Raw genomic sequence first — 15,043 nt, 5'->3', positions numbered from 1 at the left:
TATCCAGAGTTATCAGGCCTTTTTCACAAACTCGGATTTGAGCTGCATTGCGCCGATACCATCGATCTTGCAATCAATATTATGATCGCCTTCAACCAGCCGGATATTTTTCACTTTAGTGCCCACTTTGACCACCAGTGAGCTGCCTTTCACTTTTAAATCTTTAATCACAGTGACAGTATCACCATCGCTTAACTGCGCACCATTGGCATCCTTGACCACCAGCCCGTCGTCCTGTTCAACCACTTCTCCCGCTATCCATTCATGACCACACTCGGGACACACCAAAGTGCTGCCATCTTCATAGGTATAGCTGGAATTACAACTTGGACAATTTGGTAAATCACTCATTAATCAGTTCTCTATGTCACTGGTAGCTAACAAAAAATAGACACCAACCACTGCTAAAATGGCTACCATTGCAGTATTTTATTTTTTGGCATCATAAAGTTAAGTTAGCATTTTACAATTAATGGTGCAGATTTAGCAAAAGCACATAATAAACACGATTTAGCGCACATAATTCGGCTTATTGAGGCAATGTTTAACAAGTTGATGTGACCACTGCATTATAAATGAGCGCAATGTATTGCCCGAATTCATTATAAAATGGTCGCTAATTTATTGATTAAATACCATTAGCGACCTTTTTCAGACAGTGTTCAGCCGTGGCTCATGATTTTAGGGTTACGCTCTTTTTTGCAGTGACATCCACTTGTAACGAGAACACATCAGGCCGCGCATAGTGCCCCACTACATCAAAATCGTAGCGAGACTTAGTGATTTGCGACATATCAATCTCCACCGACAATAGCCCTTCTTCCCCATACATTGGTCCCGCCAAGATGTTGCCAAGTGGGTCAACAATCATGCTTCCGCCTTTTATAAAGGGACGACTGGGATCCCAGCCCTCAGCAGAGCGGCCGGTTTGCTCTGGTGAACCTTGAACCTGAACGGCACTAATCACAAAACAACGCCCTTCGTGGGCGATATGACGCATACTGCATTGCCAAATTTCACGCTCGTCTACCGTTGGTGCACACCAAATATCAATTCCCTGAGCGTACATTGCCATACGCAATAATGGCATATGGTTTTCCCAGCAAATAGCACTACCAATCTTAGCAAACCCGGTATCCACCGTTGATAACATCGAACCATCGCCTTGCCCCCAAATCAAACGCTCGGTGCCTGTTGGCATGAGTTTACGATGTTTGCCCACTAATCCATGGCTGGGAGTAATATGGAGAGAAGTGCAGTATAAGGTTGACCCTGCTCGCTCAATCACACCGATAACAATAGAACATTGTGTGCGTTGCGAAAGCGCGACGAGTTCATCGGTTTCCTCTCCAGGAACATTGACCGCATTGGCGTAATAACGCTCATAAGCTTCACGCCCGGCATCAAGACGATAACCTAAATATGTCCCAAAGGTTTCGCCCTTAGGATATCCCCCAAGCAATGCTTCCGGCATTACCACAAGTTCTGATTTAGATTGGATAATTTCGTTTTCGTAAGATAGGATCGACTGCAAAGTCTCTTGCTTCCCCGACTCCTTTGCGCCAATCTGCAGTGCTGAAACAATATGTTTAGTCATAGAACGATTCTCGACAGATAGTTGATGTCTGCATAGACTCAGCGATACACGCTGGAGAGGGAATAGCGATTGGTTTCTATCGAGTATGAATAAAAATGATAATGGCCACTTCGACTTAAATCTGCTTAAAGTCTTTGTGGCGCTATACGAAGAAGGCAGTGCCAGCCGCGCAGCGGTGAGGCTCACCGTCACTCAATCTGCGGTCAGTGCTGCACTAAAGAGATTGAGAATAATCTACGATGATCAATTGTTTATCCGTAATAGCCAGGGCCTGCAACCTACCAGCAAAGCACATGCGATTAAACCGATTATCGCGGATTCATTGGATAACTTTGTTTCAACGTTAAATCATTTATCCGATAGCCAACTCAAGTATGCGAACCAATCAATTATGATAGGTTTGTCTGATGATTTTGAATTATTCATCGGTTCGACGCTGGCGGAAAAAATTAAATCCAAGTTTCCACGACTAAAGGTCGTGTTCCGGCAGACCAACAGTCAGAAAGTGGTCAATGCCCTCGTGGAGCGCGAAATCGATATCGCGATCACCTCCACTTACTTACGTTCCTCCGCAATACAAAGCGATCTGATGAAATATGGCAATTATTCATGTCTTATCAGTCGCGATTTCGTGTTCCCGGAAACCGAGAAGACGCTCGACCTTGAAACCTATTTAGCGTCTGACCACGTTCTTGTTTCGGGCGATGGTCTAACAGGCTCTGTCGATGAGTTGCTTTCCAGAAATGGGCAAAAACGCAATGTGGCCATGGCAACCACGCATTTTTCTGCCTTACCATTTTTACTACAAGGCCCCAGAACACTAGCGACGATCCCCAGCCACGCAGCGCAGGCGATCAGTCAGGTGTGCGGATTGGTTAACCTGCCATGCCCGCTCAAGTTTGATGATTATCCTGTCTCAGTCAGCTGGCATAAAATACGTGCCAAAGACAGCCTAATTCTGGAAATCATCACCTTGGTCAAAGAATGCTTTAGTGAGTCGAATTTGCAGCAACATTTTGATGTGAATTGAATTCTTTGACAAAAGCTTGCTAGAACTCAGGCGGCATAAGACAGATTTCAGACGAACAAAATTAGGGGACGAAACTGATAGTGTTAACGAGTCCGGCAGCCGTCATGGTTTTGTGACCGGCACTTTTACGACAACACTCGGCACCACCTCTATGGTTGCATTGAAGGTCGAGAGTCCTGAATTCAGCGATGGTTTTACATTTGTTACAAAGCGAATCGTTTCCACTTGAGGTTAATGTTACTCAGCGGTAAATTATCGGCGCAATTAATCATCTTCTTTCGTATTTCAAATCTAACAGCCTCTTTCGCGGGAATGTATCATGATGCGCGGTAATTATCGTGTAGTCTGGTTCGGTAAAATCTTGGTGCCAAGCCAAAGTGTTATTTATCGACGCCTGCGATTATTAACGACAAAGCGTCCTCTATTCATCAGTAACGCTTGGCACAAGAGTCTTGAAATCACCTGAGTAATCTCTCCTGTAAACAGACGTTTTTAGCGAAATCGCTTGAGTCGTCAACGCTCGTCAAAACTAGCGCTTTCGACGCAACCGCAGATTTTACTGCGGTATTTTTAGTGTTTATTGGGTTATGGGATTTCTATGTTTGGTAAAATTGTGGTGATGTCTTTATCACTAGTTGTCTGCGCCTGTACTTCGATGGTAGATGACTTAGAAAATCGTGTGCAGCAAAAACTTCAGCAAATGCTGGCGGAAAAATTTGCAGAACGGCTAACGGATGGCATTGATGTAGTTGTCAGCGAATTAGCGAAAAGTGGTGGTTATCTCAATGATCCATTAGTACGCATTTTGCTACCGCCCCCGCTAGGGATTATTGCGGGTGTGGCCAGTGAACTTCAGAAAAATCCTGACGCGGATTTATTACAAACGCTGATGAATCAGGCGGCCGAGCATGCGATCCCTGTGGCCGGCCCGATATTAAAAAATCTCATCACCCATATGGATGAACCCACCTTAGAAGGGGTTCTTCATGCTGGTAATCAAGGTGCAAGTCAATACTTGAAACAACATGCGGGTGACATGGTGCAGACAGCGTTATTGCCAGCCATCACAGCAGAACTCAATGCAAATGGCGCAGTAGAACTTTACGGAAAGTTGTTGGACATTAAAAGCAAGGCCGATAGCATTACCGCAACCGCAAACGATGTACAACAGACGCTGGAGACTGCCCAGCAACTGCAAGCAGAGCCTGAAAATATAGCCAAAGAACAACTTGCACAGTATGTCGCTGAGCAGGCTATGGGAGGGATGTTCCGTAAGATTGCTCAGCAGGAACTCAGTATTCGTCAAAATCTACAACAGCCTATGCTGTGATCACACATAGAGCCTGAGCACGCTATGACTTCACCATCGCGAACTTACCGATAGCACATGGCCTGCATTCGAGGTGTGAACGCCGCCGAACTAAAGTTACGCGACAGCCAACATTAAAAAAGCGAGCCATTAGGCTCGCTTTTTCATCAGATAATTACTGATAGCACCGGCTATTACAGGTACTCAGACATAGGAACACAAGCGCAGAACAGATTACGGTCGCCATACACGTCATCAATACGATTAACGGTAGGCCAGAACTTGTTGGCACGCACGGCGTCACATGGGAACACTGCCAGCTCACGGCTGTAAGGCCGTTCATCAAAGGCTGGGTCCATGATATCGGCCAGGGTGTGCGGAGCGTTGTGCAGCGGGTTATTATCCGCTGGCCAGTCACCGGCTGCCACTTTGGCGATTTCGCTACGGATAGCCACCATAGCATCGATAAAGCGATCCAGTTCCACTTTTGATTCGGACTCAGTCGGCTCGATCATCAGGGTGCCAGCTACCGGGAAGCTCATGGTTGGCGCATGGAAACCATAGTCATTCAGACGTTTGGCAATATCCATTTCAGTGACACCGGAAGCTTCCTTGAGAGGACGCAGATCGATGATACATTCGTGTGCCACGCGATCATTACGGCCACGGTACAGCACAGGATAATGCTCAGACAGCTTCTTCGCCAGATAGTTAGCGTTCAGCATGGCATTCTGCGTGGATAACCGCAGTCCTTTAGCACCCAACAGTTTGATGTACATCCAGCTGATGGGCAGGATGCCAGCGCTACCGTATTGAGCGGCCGCAACGGCCCCGTTGTTGTCACTGGCTTTACCCAATTTCACTACGCTGTGACCAGCGACGAACGGTGCCAGATGTGCTTTGACACCGATAGGGCCCATACCTGGACCACCACCGCCATGCGGGATAGCAAATGTCTTATGCAGGTTGAGGTGTGACACGTCAGCACCAATAAATCCGGGTGAGGTAATCCCCACCTGTGCGTTCATATTGGCACCGTCGAGGTACACCTGACCACCGTGCTGATGGATGACATCGCAGATATCGCGAATAGTTTCTTCATACACACCGTGAGTCGATGGGTAAGTGATCATGATGCAGGACAGATTCGCTGCCATATCACTGGCTTTGGCGCGCAGATCATCCATATCCACGTTACCCAATTTGTCACATTCCACGACCACGACCTGCATGCCCGCCATGTGGGCGGATGCGGGGTTGGTACCATGAGCCGACTGTGGGATCAGACACACGTTCCGGTGTGCATCGCCACGAGATTGGTGATAGCGGCGAATTGCCAGCAGACCTGCGTATTCGCCTTGGGCACCCGAGTTTGGCTGCATACATACCGCATCATACCCGGTGATTTCTACCAGCCAGTCACTCAGATTCTGGACCAGTTCATGATAACCCTCGGCCTGATCCTGCGGGCAGAATGGATGCAGGTTAGCAAATTCCGGCCAACTGATCGGTTGCATTTCCACTGCGGCGTTCAGCTTCATGGTGCAAGAACCAAGGGAAATCATCGAATGGTTCAACGCCAGATCTTTGTTTTCCAGGTGCTTGATATAACGCATCATCTCGGTTTCGCTGTGATAGCGATTAAACACCGGGTGACTGAGGATGGCATCATCACGCAGCAGTGCCGCAGGAATCGAGTTGCTGCCAGCTGCCACAATTGCGGCATCTAGTGCGGTGATATCCAGCCCATGAGCCGCACCGAGGATGATATCAAACAGCGTAGCGACATCGGCGCGAGTGGTCGTTTCATCTAGGCTCACACCCAGTGCACCATCAGCGTCGATACGCAGGTTGCTTTGTGCCGCCAGCGCCCGAGCCACAACCGCCTCTTTGTCAGCCACGCGGAAAGTCAGGGTATCGAACCAGGTGTTGTTCAGCAGTGATACGCCTTTCGCTTTCAATCCGGCAGCCAGAATATCGGTCAGACGGTGAATACGGTTAGCGATGGTTTTCAAGCCATCCGGACCATGGTACACAGCGTAAAAAGATGCCATGTTCGCCAGCAGGATCTGTGCAGTACAGATATTGGAATTGGCTTTTTCACGGCGAATATGCTGTTCACGGGTCTGCATCGCCATACGCAATGCTACATTGCCGCGAGTATCTTTGGATACGCCGATGATACGGCCAGGCATAGAGCGTTTGTGTTCGTCTTTAGTGACAAAATACGCGGCGTGTGGACCACCATAACCCATCGGTACACCAAAGCGTTGGGTGTTACCAAAGGCAATATCTGCGCCCATGCTGCCAGGAGACTTCAGCAGTACCAGCGACATAATGTCGGCAGCGACGGTAACGACGGCTTTCTGTTCGTGCAGTTTGGCAAACAGCTCGGTGTAATCACGAATAGCACCCTGTTTGTTGCTGTACTGAAACAGTGCACCAAAAATTTCGTGGTTGACGGCTTCATCAGCCGGGCCGACCAGCACTTCAAAACCAAAACATTCGGCACGGGTTTTCACCACGTCGATAGTCTGTGGAAATACATCATCCGCCACATAGAAGATATTGGCTTTTTTGGCTTTGGACACACGTTTAGCCATTGCCATGGCTTCGGCAGCGGCGGTGGCTTCATCCAGCAGAGAGGCTGATGCCAGATCCAGGCCGGTTAAATCCATCGACAGTTGCTGGAAGTTAAGGATAGCTTCCAGACGACCCTGGGCAATTTCAGGCTGATAAGGCGTGTAAGCGGTGTACCAGCCGGGATTCTCCAGCACATTGCGCTGGATAACTGCCGGTACCTCAGTACCGTAATAGCCCATTCCGATATAACTTTTGAAAACTTTGTTCTTGGCGGCAATCTGCTTGATGGACTCAGTCCCGGTGGCTTCGCCACAGGAGTCATCAAGTGCCAGTTCCCGATTCAGACGAATCGACCCCGGAACTATCTGCGCGGTCAAATCGTCCAGAGACTCGGCACCGACATAATCCAGCATCTGCTGTTGCTGGGTCTCATCGGAGCCAATATGGCGGCGGATAAAGAGATCGTGCTGCTCTAGCTGAGTGAGGGTTTGCTTGGTCATGATTAACCTTAGTTTCTGTAATCGCCGATATGCAGCCGTAGGGTGGCGCTGTATCGGTCTCTTTTTAAAACGCACGAAGCCCTGTTAAAGGGCTTCGTTGACAGCAACGATTATTCTTCGTCGATGACAGCCTGATAGGCTTCTGCGTCCAACAGGTTGTCCAGTTCGGACTCATCTGAAGGCTTAATGCGGAAGAACCAGCCATCACCGTAAGCATCGCTGTTAACCAGTTCAGGGCTGTCTTCCAGCGCTTCGTTAACCGCAATCACTTCACCAGACAGCGGCGCGTAGATGTCAGATGCGGCTTTTACAGATTCAGCCACGGCGCAATCATCTCCGGCGTCCAGGCTGTCACCCACGTCTGGCAGTTCTACAAATACCATATCGCCCAGCAGTTCCTGTGCGTGTTCAGTGATACCGATGGTGTAGCTGCCATCAGCTTCCTGGCGTACCCACTCGTGAGAGGATGTGTACAGTAATTCGTTAGGAATATCGCTCATTCTTATTGTTCCTTTCCCGTGTTTCAGAATGCTTGTTTGCCGTTGCGCACAAAGCTGGGCGCAATCACTTTGACTGCTACGCGTTTCTTGCGCATTTCCACCTCGGCCGACTCCCCGATTGAAGCGGGAACCCGTGCCATTGCAATAGAATAGCCTAATGTGGGCGAGAAGGAACCACTGGTGATCACGCCCTGCAGCTCGTTGCCTTCAGCATCGATGAAGAACACCGGCATGTCGTGACGCAGTACGCCCTTTTCTTCCATCACCAGACCCACCAATTTATCGCTGCCCAGTGCTTTTATAGCCGTCAATGCAGCGCGACCAATAAAGTCACGGTCTGTAGGTTCCCAGGCGATGGTCCAGCCCATATTGGCGGCCAGCGGATTAATGGTTTCGTCCATATCCTGACCGTAAAGATTCATCCCGGCTTCCAGACGCAGAGTATCGCGCGCACCCAGACCACAAGGTGCAACTCCGGCATCCTTCAATGCCTGCCACAATGCTTCGGCTTCACTTTCCGGTACCATGATTTCATAACCAGCTTCACCGGTATAACCGGTGGTGGCGATAAACAGGCTTTCCGCCTGAACGCCAAAGAAAGGTTTCATGCCTTCAACCGCCGATTTTTGGACATCACTGAAAACCGTGGCCGCTTTGGCTTTGGCATTCGGCCCTTGCACGGCAATCATCGCTAGCTGTGGCTGCTCGGTGATGGCAACCGCGAAGGCTTTGGCCTGGGCATTAATCCATGCCAGGTCTTTTTCACGAGTAGCGGAGTTCACCACCACTCGATAATAGGTGTCGCTCAGGTAATAAGTGATCAGGTCATCAATCACCCCGGCCTGTTCGTTCAGCATGCCGCTGTACAAGGCTTTACCAGGTTGTTTCAGTTTGGCCACATCATTGGCCAGCAAATAACGCAAAAGGTCACGGGCACCATTGCCAGTTACGTCTACCACAGTCATGTGGGAAACATCGAACATACCAGCGTCTTTACGAACAGCATGGTGTTCTTCAATCTGGGAACCATAGTGCAGAGGCATGTCCCAACCGTGAAAATCAACCATCTTGGCATTGCTTTCAAGATGCTTGTTAAAGAGTACAGTTTTATTAGCCATTGTTATCCCTTTCTGTCGGGGCCTTCAGGTATTTATCACACCTGACATCAGTTTGAAGTGCCGGAAAAGTATACCCCGCGTAATAAACATGTATACATGGGAAATTTCTAATCCGAAAGTTTCGGATTAGTTTTTTTAATCAAAATGCTGAATTTAATTCACGGTAAATTTGTGGCTGAAAAACAAAAAGCCCGGAAAAATCACGATTTCCGGGCTTTTTTAAGGAGTTACTGAAAAATTTCAGCGGGCGTTATCTACTCGACAAAGCGGTGGTAAGTTGAATTTTTGTCCCATGGCCTGTTGCATGAACACAGTTTTCACAGGAGCAGCACTATTCACGAGGTTAAGACCAATATCGCGCAGCGCCTTCTTAAGTGGATGACTGCCACTGAACAGCTGTTTCAGACCTTCCATCGCGCCAATCATCTGCATGGCATCGGCTTTACGCCAACGCTCCAACGGTCGCAGATTTTCATAAGCACCGATATCTTTCCCCGCGTCATGCAGCTTAGTAATGGTATCGATAATAGCGGCAGCATCGAGGAAACCCAGGTTCACCCCTTGCCCCGCCAACGGGTGAATGGTGTGCGCCGCATCGCCAGCCAGTATGAGTCGATGCCGTGCAAAATGTCGCGAATAACGCATCCGCAGCGGAAAGCTCTGCCGCTCACTGGCAAGTTCACACAGACCCAATTTACCGTCAAAGGCGACGGTCAAGCGTTGACCGAACTGCGCTGGCGTTAACGCCAACAATTCGCTGACTTGCTCGGGCGGCAGTGACCACACAATAGAGCATAAATGTTCATCATAGAGTGGCAAAAACGCCAGCGGGCCAGCGGCTGAGAATACCTGCCGCGCACAATGGCCATGAGGTAATTGGGTCCGGATGGTGGCCACGATGGCATGATGATCATAATCCCAGAAAGTCTGAGGGATCTGGCACTGCTGCCGTACCCAAGAGTTGGCACCATCTGCCGCAACCACTAGCGTGGCCGAGAGACTGTCACCATTTTCTAATGTCAGCCAGGCTTCACGATCGCCAAATGCCAGCCGTTGCAGCCGGGTATTTTCCAGCAGTGTCAGACTGTCTAGCTCAGCGGCGCGCTGTGCCAGGGCATAATGGATGGCATCGTTCTCGATAATAGCACCTAGGCTGTCAGCACTGAGCTGTTCCGCATCAAACTGAATTTGCCCTATGCCATCTTTGTCCCACACTTCCATCTGGCTGTATGGTGCCAGACGCGCGGTCGGCAAGTTACTCCAGGCGCCCAGATGCTCCAGTAATACCCGGCTGGCCTGATTAATGGCACTGACTCGCAACTTAGGCTCGCCATTGACCGCTGTGGCTGCCGAGGCATCTATCACTAACACAGATAATCCATCTTCGGCCAAACCGCACGCGGTCGCCAGCCCCACCATGCCACCACCGACAATAGCAACATCATAGCTTTGAGATTTAAACATCATCGGCTCCTTGCTAAAGCGTTACAGGTATCGCGGCCATGCCACCCCATCGCCCGATGTGCCACCGGCACCTTCAATGGCGGTATCCAGGACAGCAGCCGCAGTCCCAGATTGCGTCCGACCACCAGCGGCCAGTATTGGTTGGAGAAACCACGCACCAGGAATTCGATACTGTTGATAGTCTGTCGCCGATCAGTTTCACGACAGGCCAGATAATCATGAATAACCGATACACTGCCAACATCAGCGTATTGTTGCAGCACTGGTTTCAGCACTGCCAGCAAACCACTGATATCTCGGAGTCCAAGGTTAAAACCCTGACCGGCTATTGGATGCAGCGTCTGCGCCGCATTGCCCAGGTACACGGTGCGATGAAATGCTGGCCGTGACATATAACTCAGTGCCAAGGGGTAACTGTAACGGCTACCGACAGCAGTAAATTGTCCGGCGCGGTTGCCAAATGCCTGCTGCAGCGCCTCGAGAAAGTCGCTATCCGTCAAGGTCAAACGTTCGGTAATGGCAGCTTCTGGCATTGCCCATACCAGCGACAAGCGCGGTTTGCCATTGCTGTCAGCCATCGGCAATAAGGCAATCGGGCCGTGTTCGGTGAAGCGTTCCCAGGCCATGCCCTGATGTGGCCGATTGCTGGCAACATTGGCGATGATGGCACTTTGCCCAAACGCACTGATTTGCTGTGGTTGCTGCTGCAGTTGCCGCACCTTGGAGTTGGCACCATCGGCCGCTACCAGCAACTTACAGTAGAGTTTGTTACCGTTATTCAGTGTCAGCGTATGCCCCTGCACTTCGCTGTCGATACTGGCAAGCTGTGACGGACAAAAAACGGCAATATCGGTTTTCGCCAGCGCGGCAAACAGCACCTGTCCGACGCGTTCCAGTTCAACCACTTCACCCAAGGCATCAAGGTTAAAACTGCTGCTGTTAATTTCGGTCATACCAAAATGCCCACGATCGGACACATGGATATCACGGATAGGAGTACCGAGATTGGCCAGTTTCGGCCAGATGCCCATCTGCTGCAAAGCATGCCGGGAACCATGCGCGACGGCAATGGCGCGGGCATCAAAGCCGGACTGACCTTGCCCAGGTTCATGGGCTTCAATCAAGGCGAGTTTTAGTGGCCGCTGCAGGGTTCGGCTCAAATTGCTCAATGCCAACGCCAACGAGGCGCCCACCATAGCGCCGCCGACAATGGCAATATCAACTTCAGTGGATTGCGGATTCATTCATCCCTCACTGGGCTGCCGCTAGCAGCCAGTATTAATGCAGAATACCTTTGTCCTGAGATTCAGCGTCTGATTGCTGATGTAATACAAATTCGGAATAACACAGGATGGCTGACATGCGTACAAATTCCAGCAACTCCTGGAAGGCCTGCTCACATTCATCATCTTCGCTGACATTAAGATCGACCTGAGTGATTTCGGCTAAATCTTTAATCACCTCACGCACATCTTCGGATGCCTGATTCAGTGCTGGCTGGGCGATGGCAATGCCAGTAAGAAAACTCTGAGTCCACAGAGACAAGGCTTCCAGGCGCGTCGCCAGGGCCTCTTCCTCTTCTGGCAACAGCAGGGTAAACCCAAATTCAGCATCTTGCAGACGATTAACGGTATCCTGCGCTAATTCCTGAATTAACCCGGTCAACTCTTGAGGCAGCGGCTGCCCATCGTTCATCAGCTCGAGTAAGGGCTGATGCCAGTCCTCTGACTGCACAGCGCCGCCACAGATAACACCCACCAGCGCACCGTGGACCTCGACCGGGTGTTGTCCGATCTCCGCACTGTCCAGCGCCGCCTGCAGACTGTCAATTCGCAATGAAGGGGGAGTAGCCATAACCAAATTGTCCAATAGATAAATACCTTGCCATGCTAACAGAACTGCAACTTAGCACCAAGTAGCGTAGGGAAATCTGCGGTCATTGACCGGTTTTGTAACGACTGTTCAGGGAATCAGCAATCGCGCCACAAAGGCAGCAAACTGTAGCCAGGGCAACTTGCACTTTACAGACGAGGCTTATATAGTCCGCCTCAAGAGCCGTCTAAAAGGAAACGTGCGTAACATGAGTAACTGTGCCGTAGATATCGCCCTGTTGGGACGCACATACTCTATCGCCTGCCCGAAAGGACAAGAGCAAGCGTTGCAGGAAGTTGCCCGTAAACTGGAGCAGCAACTGGCACAGATCAAAGCGCGGACACCGACGCTCAGCCGAGAAGATATGGTGTTGATGGCGGCGCTCAACATAGGTCATGAACTCTATGTCGAGCAGCGAAAAAATCAGGATTACATGCAACAGATGGATGAACGCATTCGGCTGTTGCAACACACTCTTGAGCAAGCGCTGGTTGAGCGCAGCAACAGAGAAGACTAAACTAGGATTAAGGGCAAACGCCCACCCGAATTTGCTCCCTGGGGTGTACGATAGTCGGTAATGTCCCTGTGCCGATATTTTTGAAAATAGGGCTACTTTCTTACTGACATTGCGCATGCTCGGCTTGACCGAGAAGCCTTAGGAGGTAACCAGCAGCCCGCCTTGAACTGTTAGGTTCAAGGGCTTACACCGACACCGGCATCGCCGGGGAGCATCCTAAATTTGGCGCCTATGACCCTTTTGCAAGCGGCAACGTCTCCCAACCACCATGCGCAGCGTAATGACCTATGGTCAGCGCGTGATGAGGCTTGCCTGCTGCTCAGACGCCAGATCCGTAAACAGCGCCGCGAACTGTCTGAGGCATTTCAGCAACAAGCCGCTTCCGCTGCGCAAGCGCGACTGGTTGCGCTGTTAGAGCAGTTGCAGGCGACCGGACAAAAAATCAACACCCTATCGCTGTATTTCAGTTGCGATGGTGAACTTAATACCCGCCCATTATTTGAAACTTTATGGCAGCGCGATATCCAGACCTGTTTGCCAGTATTACACCCCTTCACCCCCGGTAATCTGCTGTTTCTGCATTACCACGCCGATTCACCGATGACGTTTAATCGCTTTGGTATTCCCGAGCCTAAGCTGGAAACTCGCAGAATTGTCCTGCCGGCACAATTGGATCTAATCCTTACACCATTGGTGGCGTTTGACGCTCAGGGTAATCGCATGGGCATGGGCGGTGGCTATTATGATCGCACCTTGGCCAATCCGCAGGTAACAGCACTGGCAGTTGGGTACGCCCATGACTGTCAACAAGCAGAAAGCCTGCCGTTAGCCCCATGGGACAAAACGCTCCCGGTCATCATCACGCCTACCCAAACCCTCGACAATCGCTAGTCCACTTTTGATTAATTGCTGAACCGCGTATTTAAGGATAAGCTGAAAAAGTGTCACAGATCACATTTTTGCCTATTATTTGACTGTGATTACATCATTAACCAATGGAGAGGTTTTTTTATGATCAAAAAAGCAATTGTTACCTTCGGTCTGGCATCACTGCTCTGTTCCGCTGCAACGATGGCGGCAGAAGCTGAAGTCAGCGTGTCCCTGCTCTCCGATAAAGGTGACACCCCCTTAGGTACGGTAACCCTGAGCGACTCTGCATATGGACTGGTACTGACACCAAATCTGCACGGACTAACCCCCGGGGTACATGGTTTCCATATTCATGCTAACGGCAGCTGTGGCCCGGCAACCAAAGATGGCAAAACTGTCCTGGGTGGCGCGGCTGGCGGTCACTTTGATCCGGATAAAACCGGTAAACATGGCTATCCATGGACAGACGGCAATCACAAAGGCGATTTACCACCGCTCTTTGTGACCGACGATGGCAATGCAATTGTGCCAGTGCTGGCGCCTCGCTTGAAAGTCGCCGACGTTAAAGGTCATGCGTTGATGATCCACGCGGGTGGAGACAACTTCTCCGACATGCCAAAAGCGTTGGGTGGCGGCGGGGCTCGTATGGCCTGCGGCGTAATCGAGTAACATCGACTGCGCATAAAAAAACGCTGCATTGGCAGCGTTTTTTTATGCGCTATTTGAGGAATTATTTAGCACGAAATTTTGCTCGTATCCGGCTTAGCAAGGTTATCACGATCAACCCTATGGCCCCCGCGATCAGGCCATAGATAATCTGTAGCAGCAATGGCAACAGATGCGACAATAGACTCCCGATGGTGGCAATTTCAGCAGCGGCTTCTGCCAGGTGATGTTCCAATGCCGCCAATGGCGCAATGCCATGAGCCAGGATGCCGCCCCCCACCAAAAACATTGCAATGGTGCCAATAACCGTCAGCAACTTCATCAGCTTTGGTGCGGCACTCACCAAAGTCACACCCACACGCCGTAACAGCGATCTAAAGACTGAATGCCCTTTGCGACGACTGAGATAAAGCCCTACATCATCTAACTTAACAATGGCAGCGACGACCCCATACACTCCCGCCGTCATCACGACCGCAATAACTACCAGCGTCGCCAGTTGGGTAAAAAACACTTTATCGGCCACAATGCCCAGTGTCAGTACGATGATCTCCGCAGACAGCACAAAATCAGTACGGATTGCCCCTTTCACTTTTCGCGCTTCCCATGCCTGCAGATCTTTAATCTGTTCCAGCGCTTTGGCTGCCTTGGCTTCTTCGTCCGCACTGCTTTCAGCCCGATGTGTCAGCTTATGCCAGACCTTTTCAAAGCCCTCAAAGCTTAGAAACAAGCCACCTAGCATCAACAATGGCAAAATTAACCAAGGCACTACGGCACTGATAAGCAGTGCCGCGGGAACCAGAATAGCCTTATTACGCAACGACCCTTTAGCGACAGCCCACACCACGGGTAATTCGCGATCAGCACTAAATCCGGTCACCTGTTGTGCGTTGAGCGCTAAATCATCACTCAGCATCCCAGCGGTTTTCTTGGCAGCAACTTTACTCATCACCGCCACGTCATCAAGAATAGTGGCAATATCATCCAGCAGTGTCAGTAGTGTTGCACCAGCCATGT

The 15,043-nt window shown here is 50.3% G+C and carries 14 protein-coding genes and 1 other RNA gene; 6 read left to right on the top strand and 9 right to left on the bottom strand.

Annotated features, from left to right (window positions below):
* Nucleotides 1-12: 12 nt before the first annotated feature.
* Together PY479_RS07030 and PY479_RS07025 are read right to left on the bottom strand one after the other, a co-directional pair.
* The gene (locus PY479_RS07030) at nt 13-351 is read right to left on the bottom strand and encodes a zinc ribbon domain-containing protein YjdM (protein ID WP_212594216.1); all 339 of its coding nucleotides are present in this window, start codon (nt 349-351) and stop codon (nt 13-15) included.
* A 322-nt stretch (nt 352-673) separates the two neighbouring features.
* Nucleotides 674-1,597 (bottom strand): carbon-nitrogen hydrolase family protein, encoded by a 924-nt coding sequence (locus PY479_RS07025; protein WP_275483317.1) that lies wholly within the window; start codon nt 1,595-1,597, stop codon nt 674-676.
* 85 nt (nt 1,598-1,682) lie between these two features.
* On the opposite strand from PY479_RS07025, the gene PY479_RS07020 reads away from it, so the two are divergent.
* On the top strand, nt 1,683-2,627 hold the full coding sequence (locus PY479_RS07020) for a LysR family transcriptional regulator (protein WP_275483316.1): 945 nt from the start codon (nt 1,683-1,685) through the stop codon (nt 2,625-2,627).
* Nucleotides 2,628-3,225: 598 nt separating this feature from the next.
* Nucleotides 3,226-3,957 (top strand): DUF4197 domain-containing protein, encoded by a 732-nt coding sequence (locus tag PY479_RS07015; RefSeq protein WP_212594219.1) that lies wholly within the window; start codon nt 3,226-3,228, stop codon nt 3,955-3,957.
* Nucleotides 3,958-4,130: 173 nt separating this feature from the next.
* Here PY479_RS07015 and gcvP read toward each other — a convergent pair whose 3' ends face one another.
* From gcvP to PY479_RS06985, 6 genes are all read right to left on the bottom strand, one after another.
* Nucleotides 4,131-7,019 (bottom strand): aminomethyl-transferring glycine dehydrogenase, encoded by a 2,889-nt coding sequence (gcvP, locus tag PY479_RS07010; protein ID WP_275483315.1) that lies wholly within the window; start codon nt 7,017-7,019, stop codon nt 4,131-4,133.
* Between the two features lie 110 nt (nt 7,020-7,129).
* Nucleotides 7,130-7,519 (bottom strand): glycine cleavage system protein GcvH, encoded by a 390-nt coding sequence (gene gcvH / locus PY479_RS07005; RefSeq protein ID WP_212594221.1) that lies wholly within the window; start codon nt 7,517-7,519, stop codon nt 7,130-7,132.
* A gap of 23 nt (nt 7,520-7,542) precedes the next feature.
* Nucleotides 7,543-8,637 (bottom strand): glycine cleavage system aminomethyltransferase GcvT, encoded by a 1,095-nt coding sequence (gcvT, locus tag PY479_RS07000; RefSeq protein ID WP_275483314.1) that lies wholly within the window; start codon nt 8,635-8,637, stop codon nt 7,543-7,545.
* 240 nt (nt 8,638-8,877) lie between these two features.
* The gene (locus PY479_RS06995) at nt 8,878-10,101 is read right to left on the bottom strand and encodes an FAD-dependent monooxygenase (protein WP_275483356.1); all 1,224 of its coding nucleotides are present in this window, start codon (nt 10,099-10,101) and stop codon (nt 8,878-8,880) included.
* Nucleotides 10,101-11,345 carry a 2-octaprenyl-6-methoxyphenyl hydroxylase gene (gene ubiH / locus PY479_RS06990; RefSeq protein ID WP_275483313.1) on the bottom strand — a complete coding sequence of 415 codons (1,245 nt, stop codon included), beginning with the start codon at nt 11,343-11,345 and terminating at the stop codon, nt 10,101-10,103. Before ubiH ends, PY479_RS06995 begins: the two co-directional genes overlap by 1 nt.
* Nucleotides 11,346-11,379: 34 nt before the next feature.
* Nucleotides 11,380-11,955, bottom strand: a complete 576-nt coding sequence (locus tag PY479_RS06985; RefSeq protein WP_212594224.1) for a UPF0149 family protein — start codon at nt 11,953-11,955, stop codon at nt 11,380-11,382.
* 226 nt (nt 11,956-12,181) lie between these two features.
* Between PY479_RS06985 and zapA the strand changes: the two genes are divergently transcribed.
* The 4 genes from zapA to sodC all read left to right on the top strand — a co-directional run bounded on the left by zapA (nt 12,182) and on the right by sodC (nt 14,029).
* Nucleotides 12,182-12,490 (top strand): cell division protein ZapA, encoded by a 309-nt coding sequence (zapA, locus tag PY479_RS06980; RefSeq protein ID WP_212594225.1) that lies wholly within the window; start codon nt 12,182-12,184, stop codon nt 12,488-12,490.
* Nucleotides 12,491-12,522: 32 nt separating this feature from the next.
* Nucleotides 12,523-12,705: non-coding RNA, 6S RNA (gene ssrS, locus PY479_RS06975), on the top strand.
* 16 nt (nt 12,706-12,721) lie between these two features.
* Entirely contained in the window at nt 12,722-13,381 is a 660-nt protein-coding gene (locus tag PY479_RS06970; protein ID WP_275483312.1) for a 5-formyltetrahydrofolate cyclo-ligase, read from the top strand.
* 120 nt (nt 13,382-13,501) lie between these two features.
* On the top strand, nt 13,502-14,029 hold the full coding sequence (gene sodC, locus PY479_RS06965; protein ID WP_275483311.1) for a superoxide dismutase [Cu-Zn] SodC: 528 nt from the start codon (nt 13,502-13,504) through the stop codon (nt 14,027-14,029).
* Between the two features lie 61 nt (nt 14,030-14,090).
* Here the strand turns inward: sodC and PY479_RS06960 are convergent, their stop codons facing one another.
* Nucleotides 14,091-15,041: a DUF808 domain-containing protein gene (locus PY479_RS06960; RefSeq protein WP_275483310.1), complete on the bottom strand. Its 951-nt coding sequence runs from the start codon at nt 15,039-15,041 to the stop codon at nt 14,091-14,093.
* Between the last annotated feature and the right edge of the window lie 2 nt (nt 15,042-15,043).

Source organism: Shewanella sp. A32 (assembly GCF_029167175.1).
Classification (GTDB): Bacteria; Pseudomonadota; Gammaproteobacteria; order Enterobacterales; family Shewanellaceae; genus Shewanella; species Shewanella yunxiaonensis.
Note: the sequence above shows the minus strand (reverse complement) of the source record. Positions and strands in the feature narration are given on the sequence as shown.

What these genes read in the sequence shown, in the direction of transcription:
- PY479_RS06985 (WP_212594224.1), bottom strand. Translation starts at nt 11,955, where the DNA reads ATGGCTACTCCCCCTTCATTGCGAATTGACAGTCTGCAGGCGGCGCTG.
- gcvT (WP_275483314.1), bottom strand. Translation starts at nt 8,637, where the DNA reads ATGGCTAATAAAACTGTACTCTTTAACAAGCATCTTGAAAGCAATGCC.
- sodC (WP_275483311.1), top strand. Translation starts at nt 13,502, where the DNA reads ATGATCAAAAAAGCAATTGTTACCTTCGGTCTGGCATCACTGCTCTGT.
- gcvH (WP_212594221.1), bottom strand. Translation starts at nt 7,519, where the DNA reads ATGAGCGATATTCCTAACGAATTACTGTACACATCCTCTCACGAGTGG.
- PY479_RS06970 (WP_275483312.1), top strand. Translation starts at nt 12,722, where the DNA reads ATGACCCTTTTGCAAGCGGCAACGTCTCCCAACCACCATGCGCAGCGT.
- gcvP (WP_275483315.1), bottom strand. Translation starts at nt 7,019, where the DNA reads ATGACCAAGCAAACCCTCACTCAGCTAGAGCAGCACGATCTCTTTATC.
- PY479_RS07030 (WP_212594216.1), bottom strand. Translation starts at nt 351, where the DNA reads ATGAGTGATTTACCAAATTGTCCAAGTTGTAATTCCAGCTATACCTAT.
- PY479_RS07025 (WP_275483317.1), bottom strand. Translation starts at nt 1,597, where the DNA reads ATGACTAAACATATTGTTTCAGCACTGCAGATTGGCGCAAAGGAGTCG.
- PY479_RS06960 (WP_275483310.1), bottom strand. Translation starts at nt 15,041, where the DNA reads ATGGCTGGTGCAACACTACTGACACTGCTGGATGATATTGCCACTATT.
- zapA (WP_212594225.1), top strand. Translation starts at nt 12,182, where the DNA reads ATGAGTAACTGTGCCGTAGATATCGCCCTGTTGGGACGCACATACTCT.
- PY479_RS07015 (WP_212594219.1), top strand. Translation starts at nt 3,226, where the DNA reads ATGTTTGGTAAAATTGTGGTGATGTCTTTATCACTAGTTGTCTGCGCC.
- ubiH (WP_275483313.1), bottom strand. Translation starts at nt 11,345, where the DNA reads ATGAATCCGCAATCCACTGAAGTTGATATTGCCATTGTCGGCGGCGCT.
- PY479_RS06995 (WP_275483356.1), bottom strand. Translation starts at nt 10,101, where the DNA reads ATGTTTAAATCTCAAAGCTATGATGTTGCTATTGTCGGTGGTGGCATG.
- PY479_RS07020 (WP_275483316.1), top strand. Translation starts at nt 1,683, where the DNA reads ATGAATAAAAATGATAATGGCCACTTCGACTTAAATCTGCTTAAAGTC.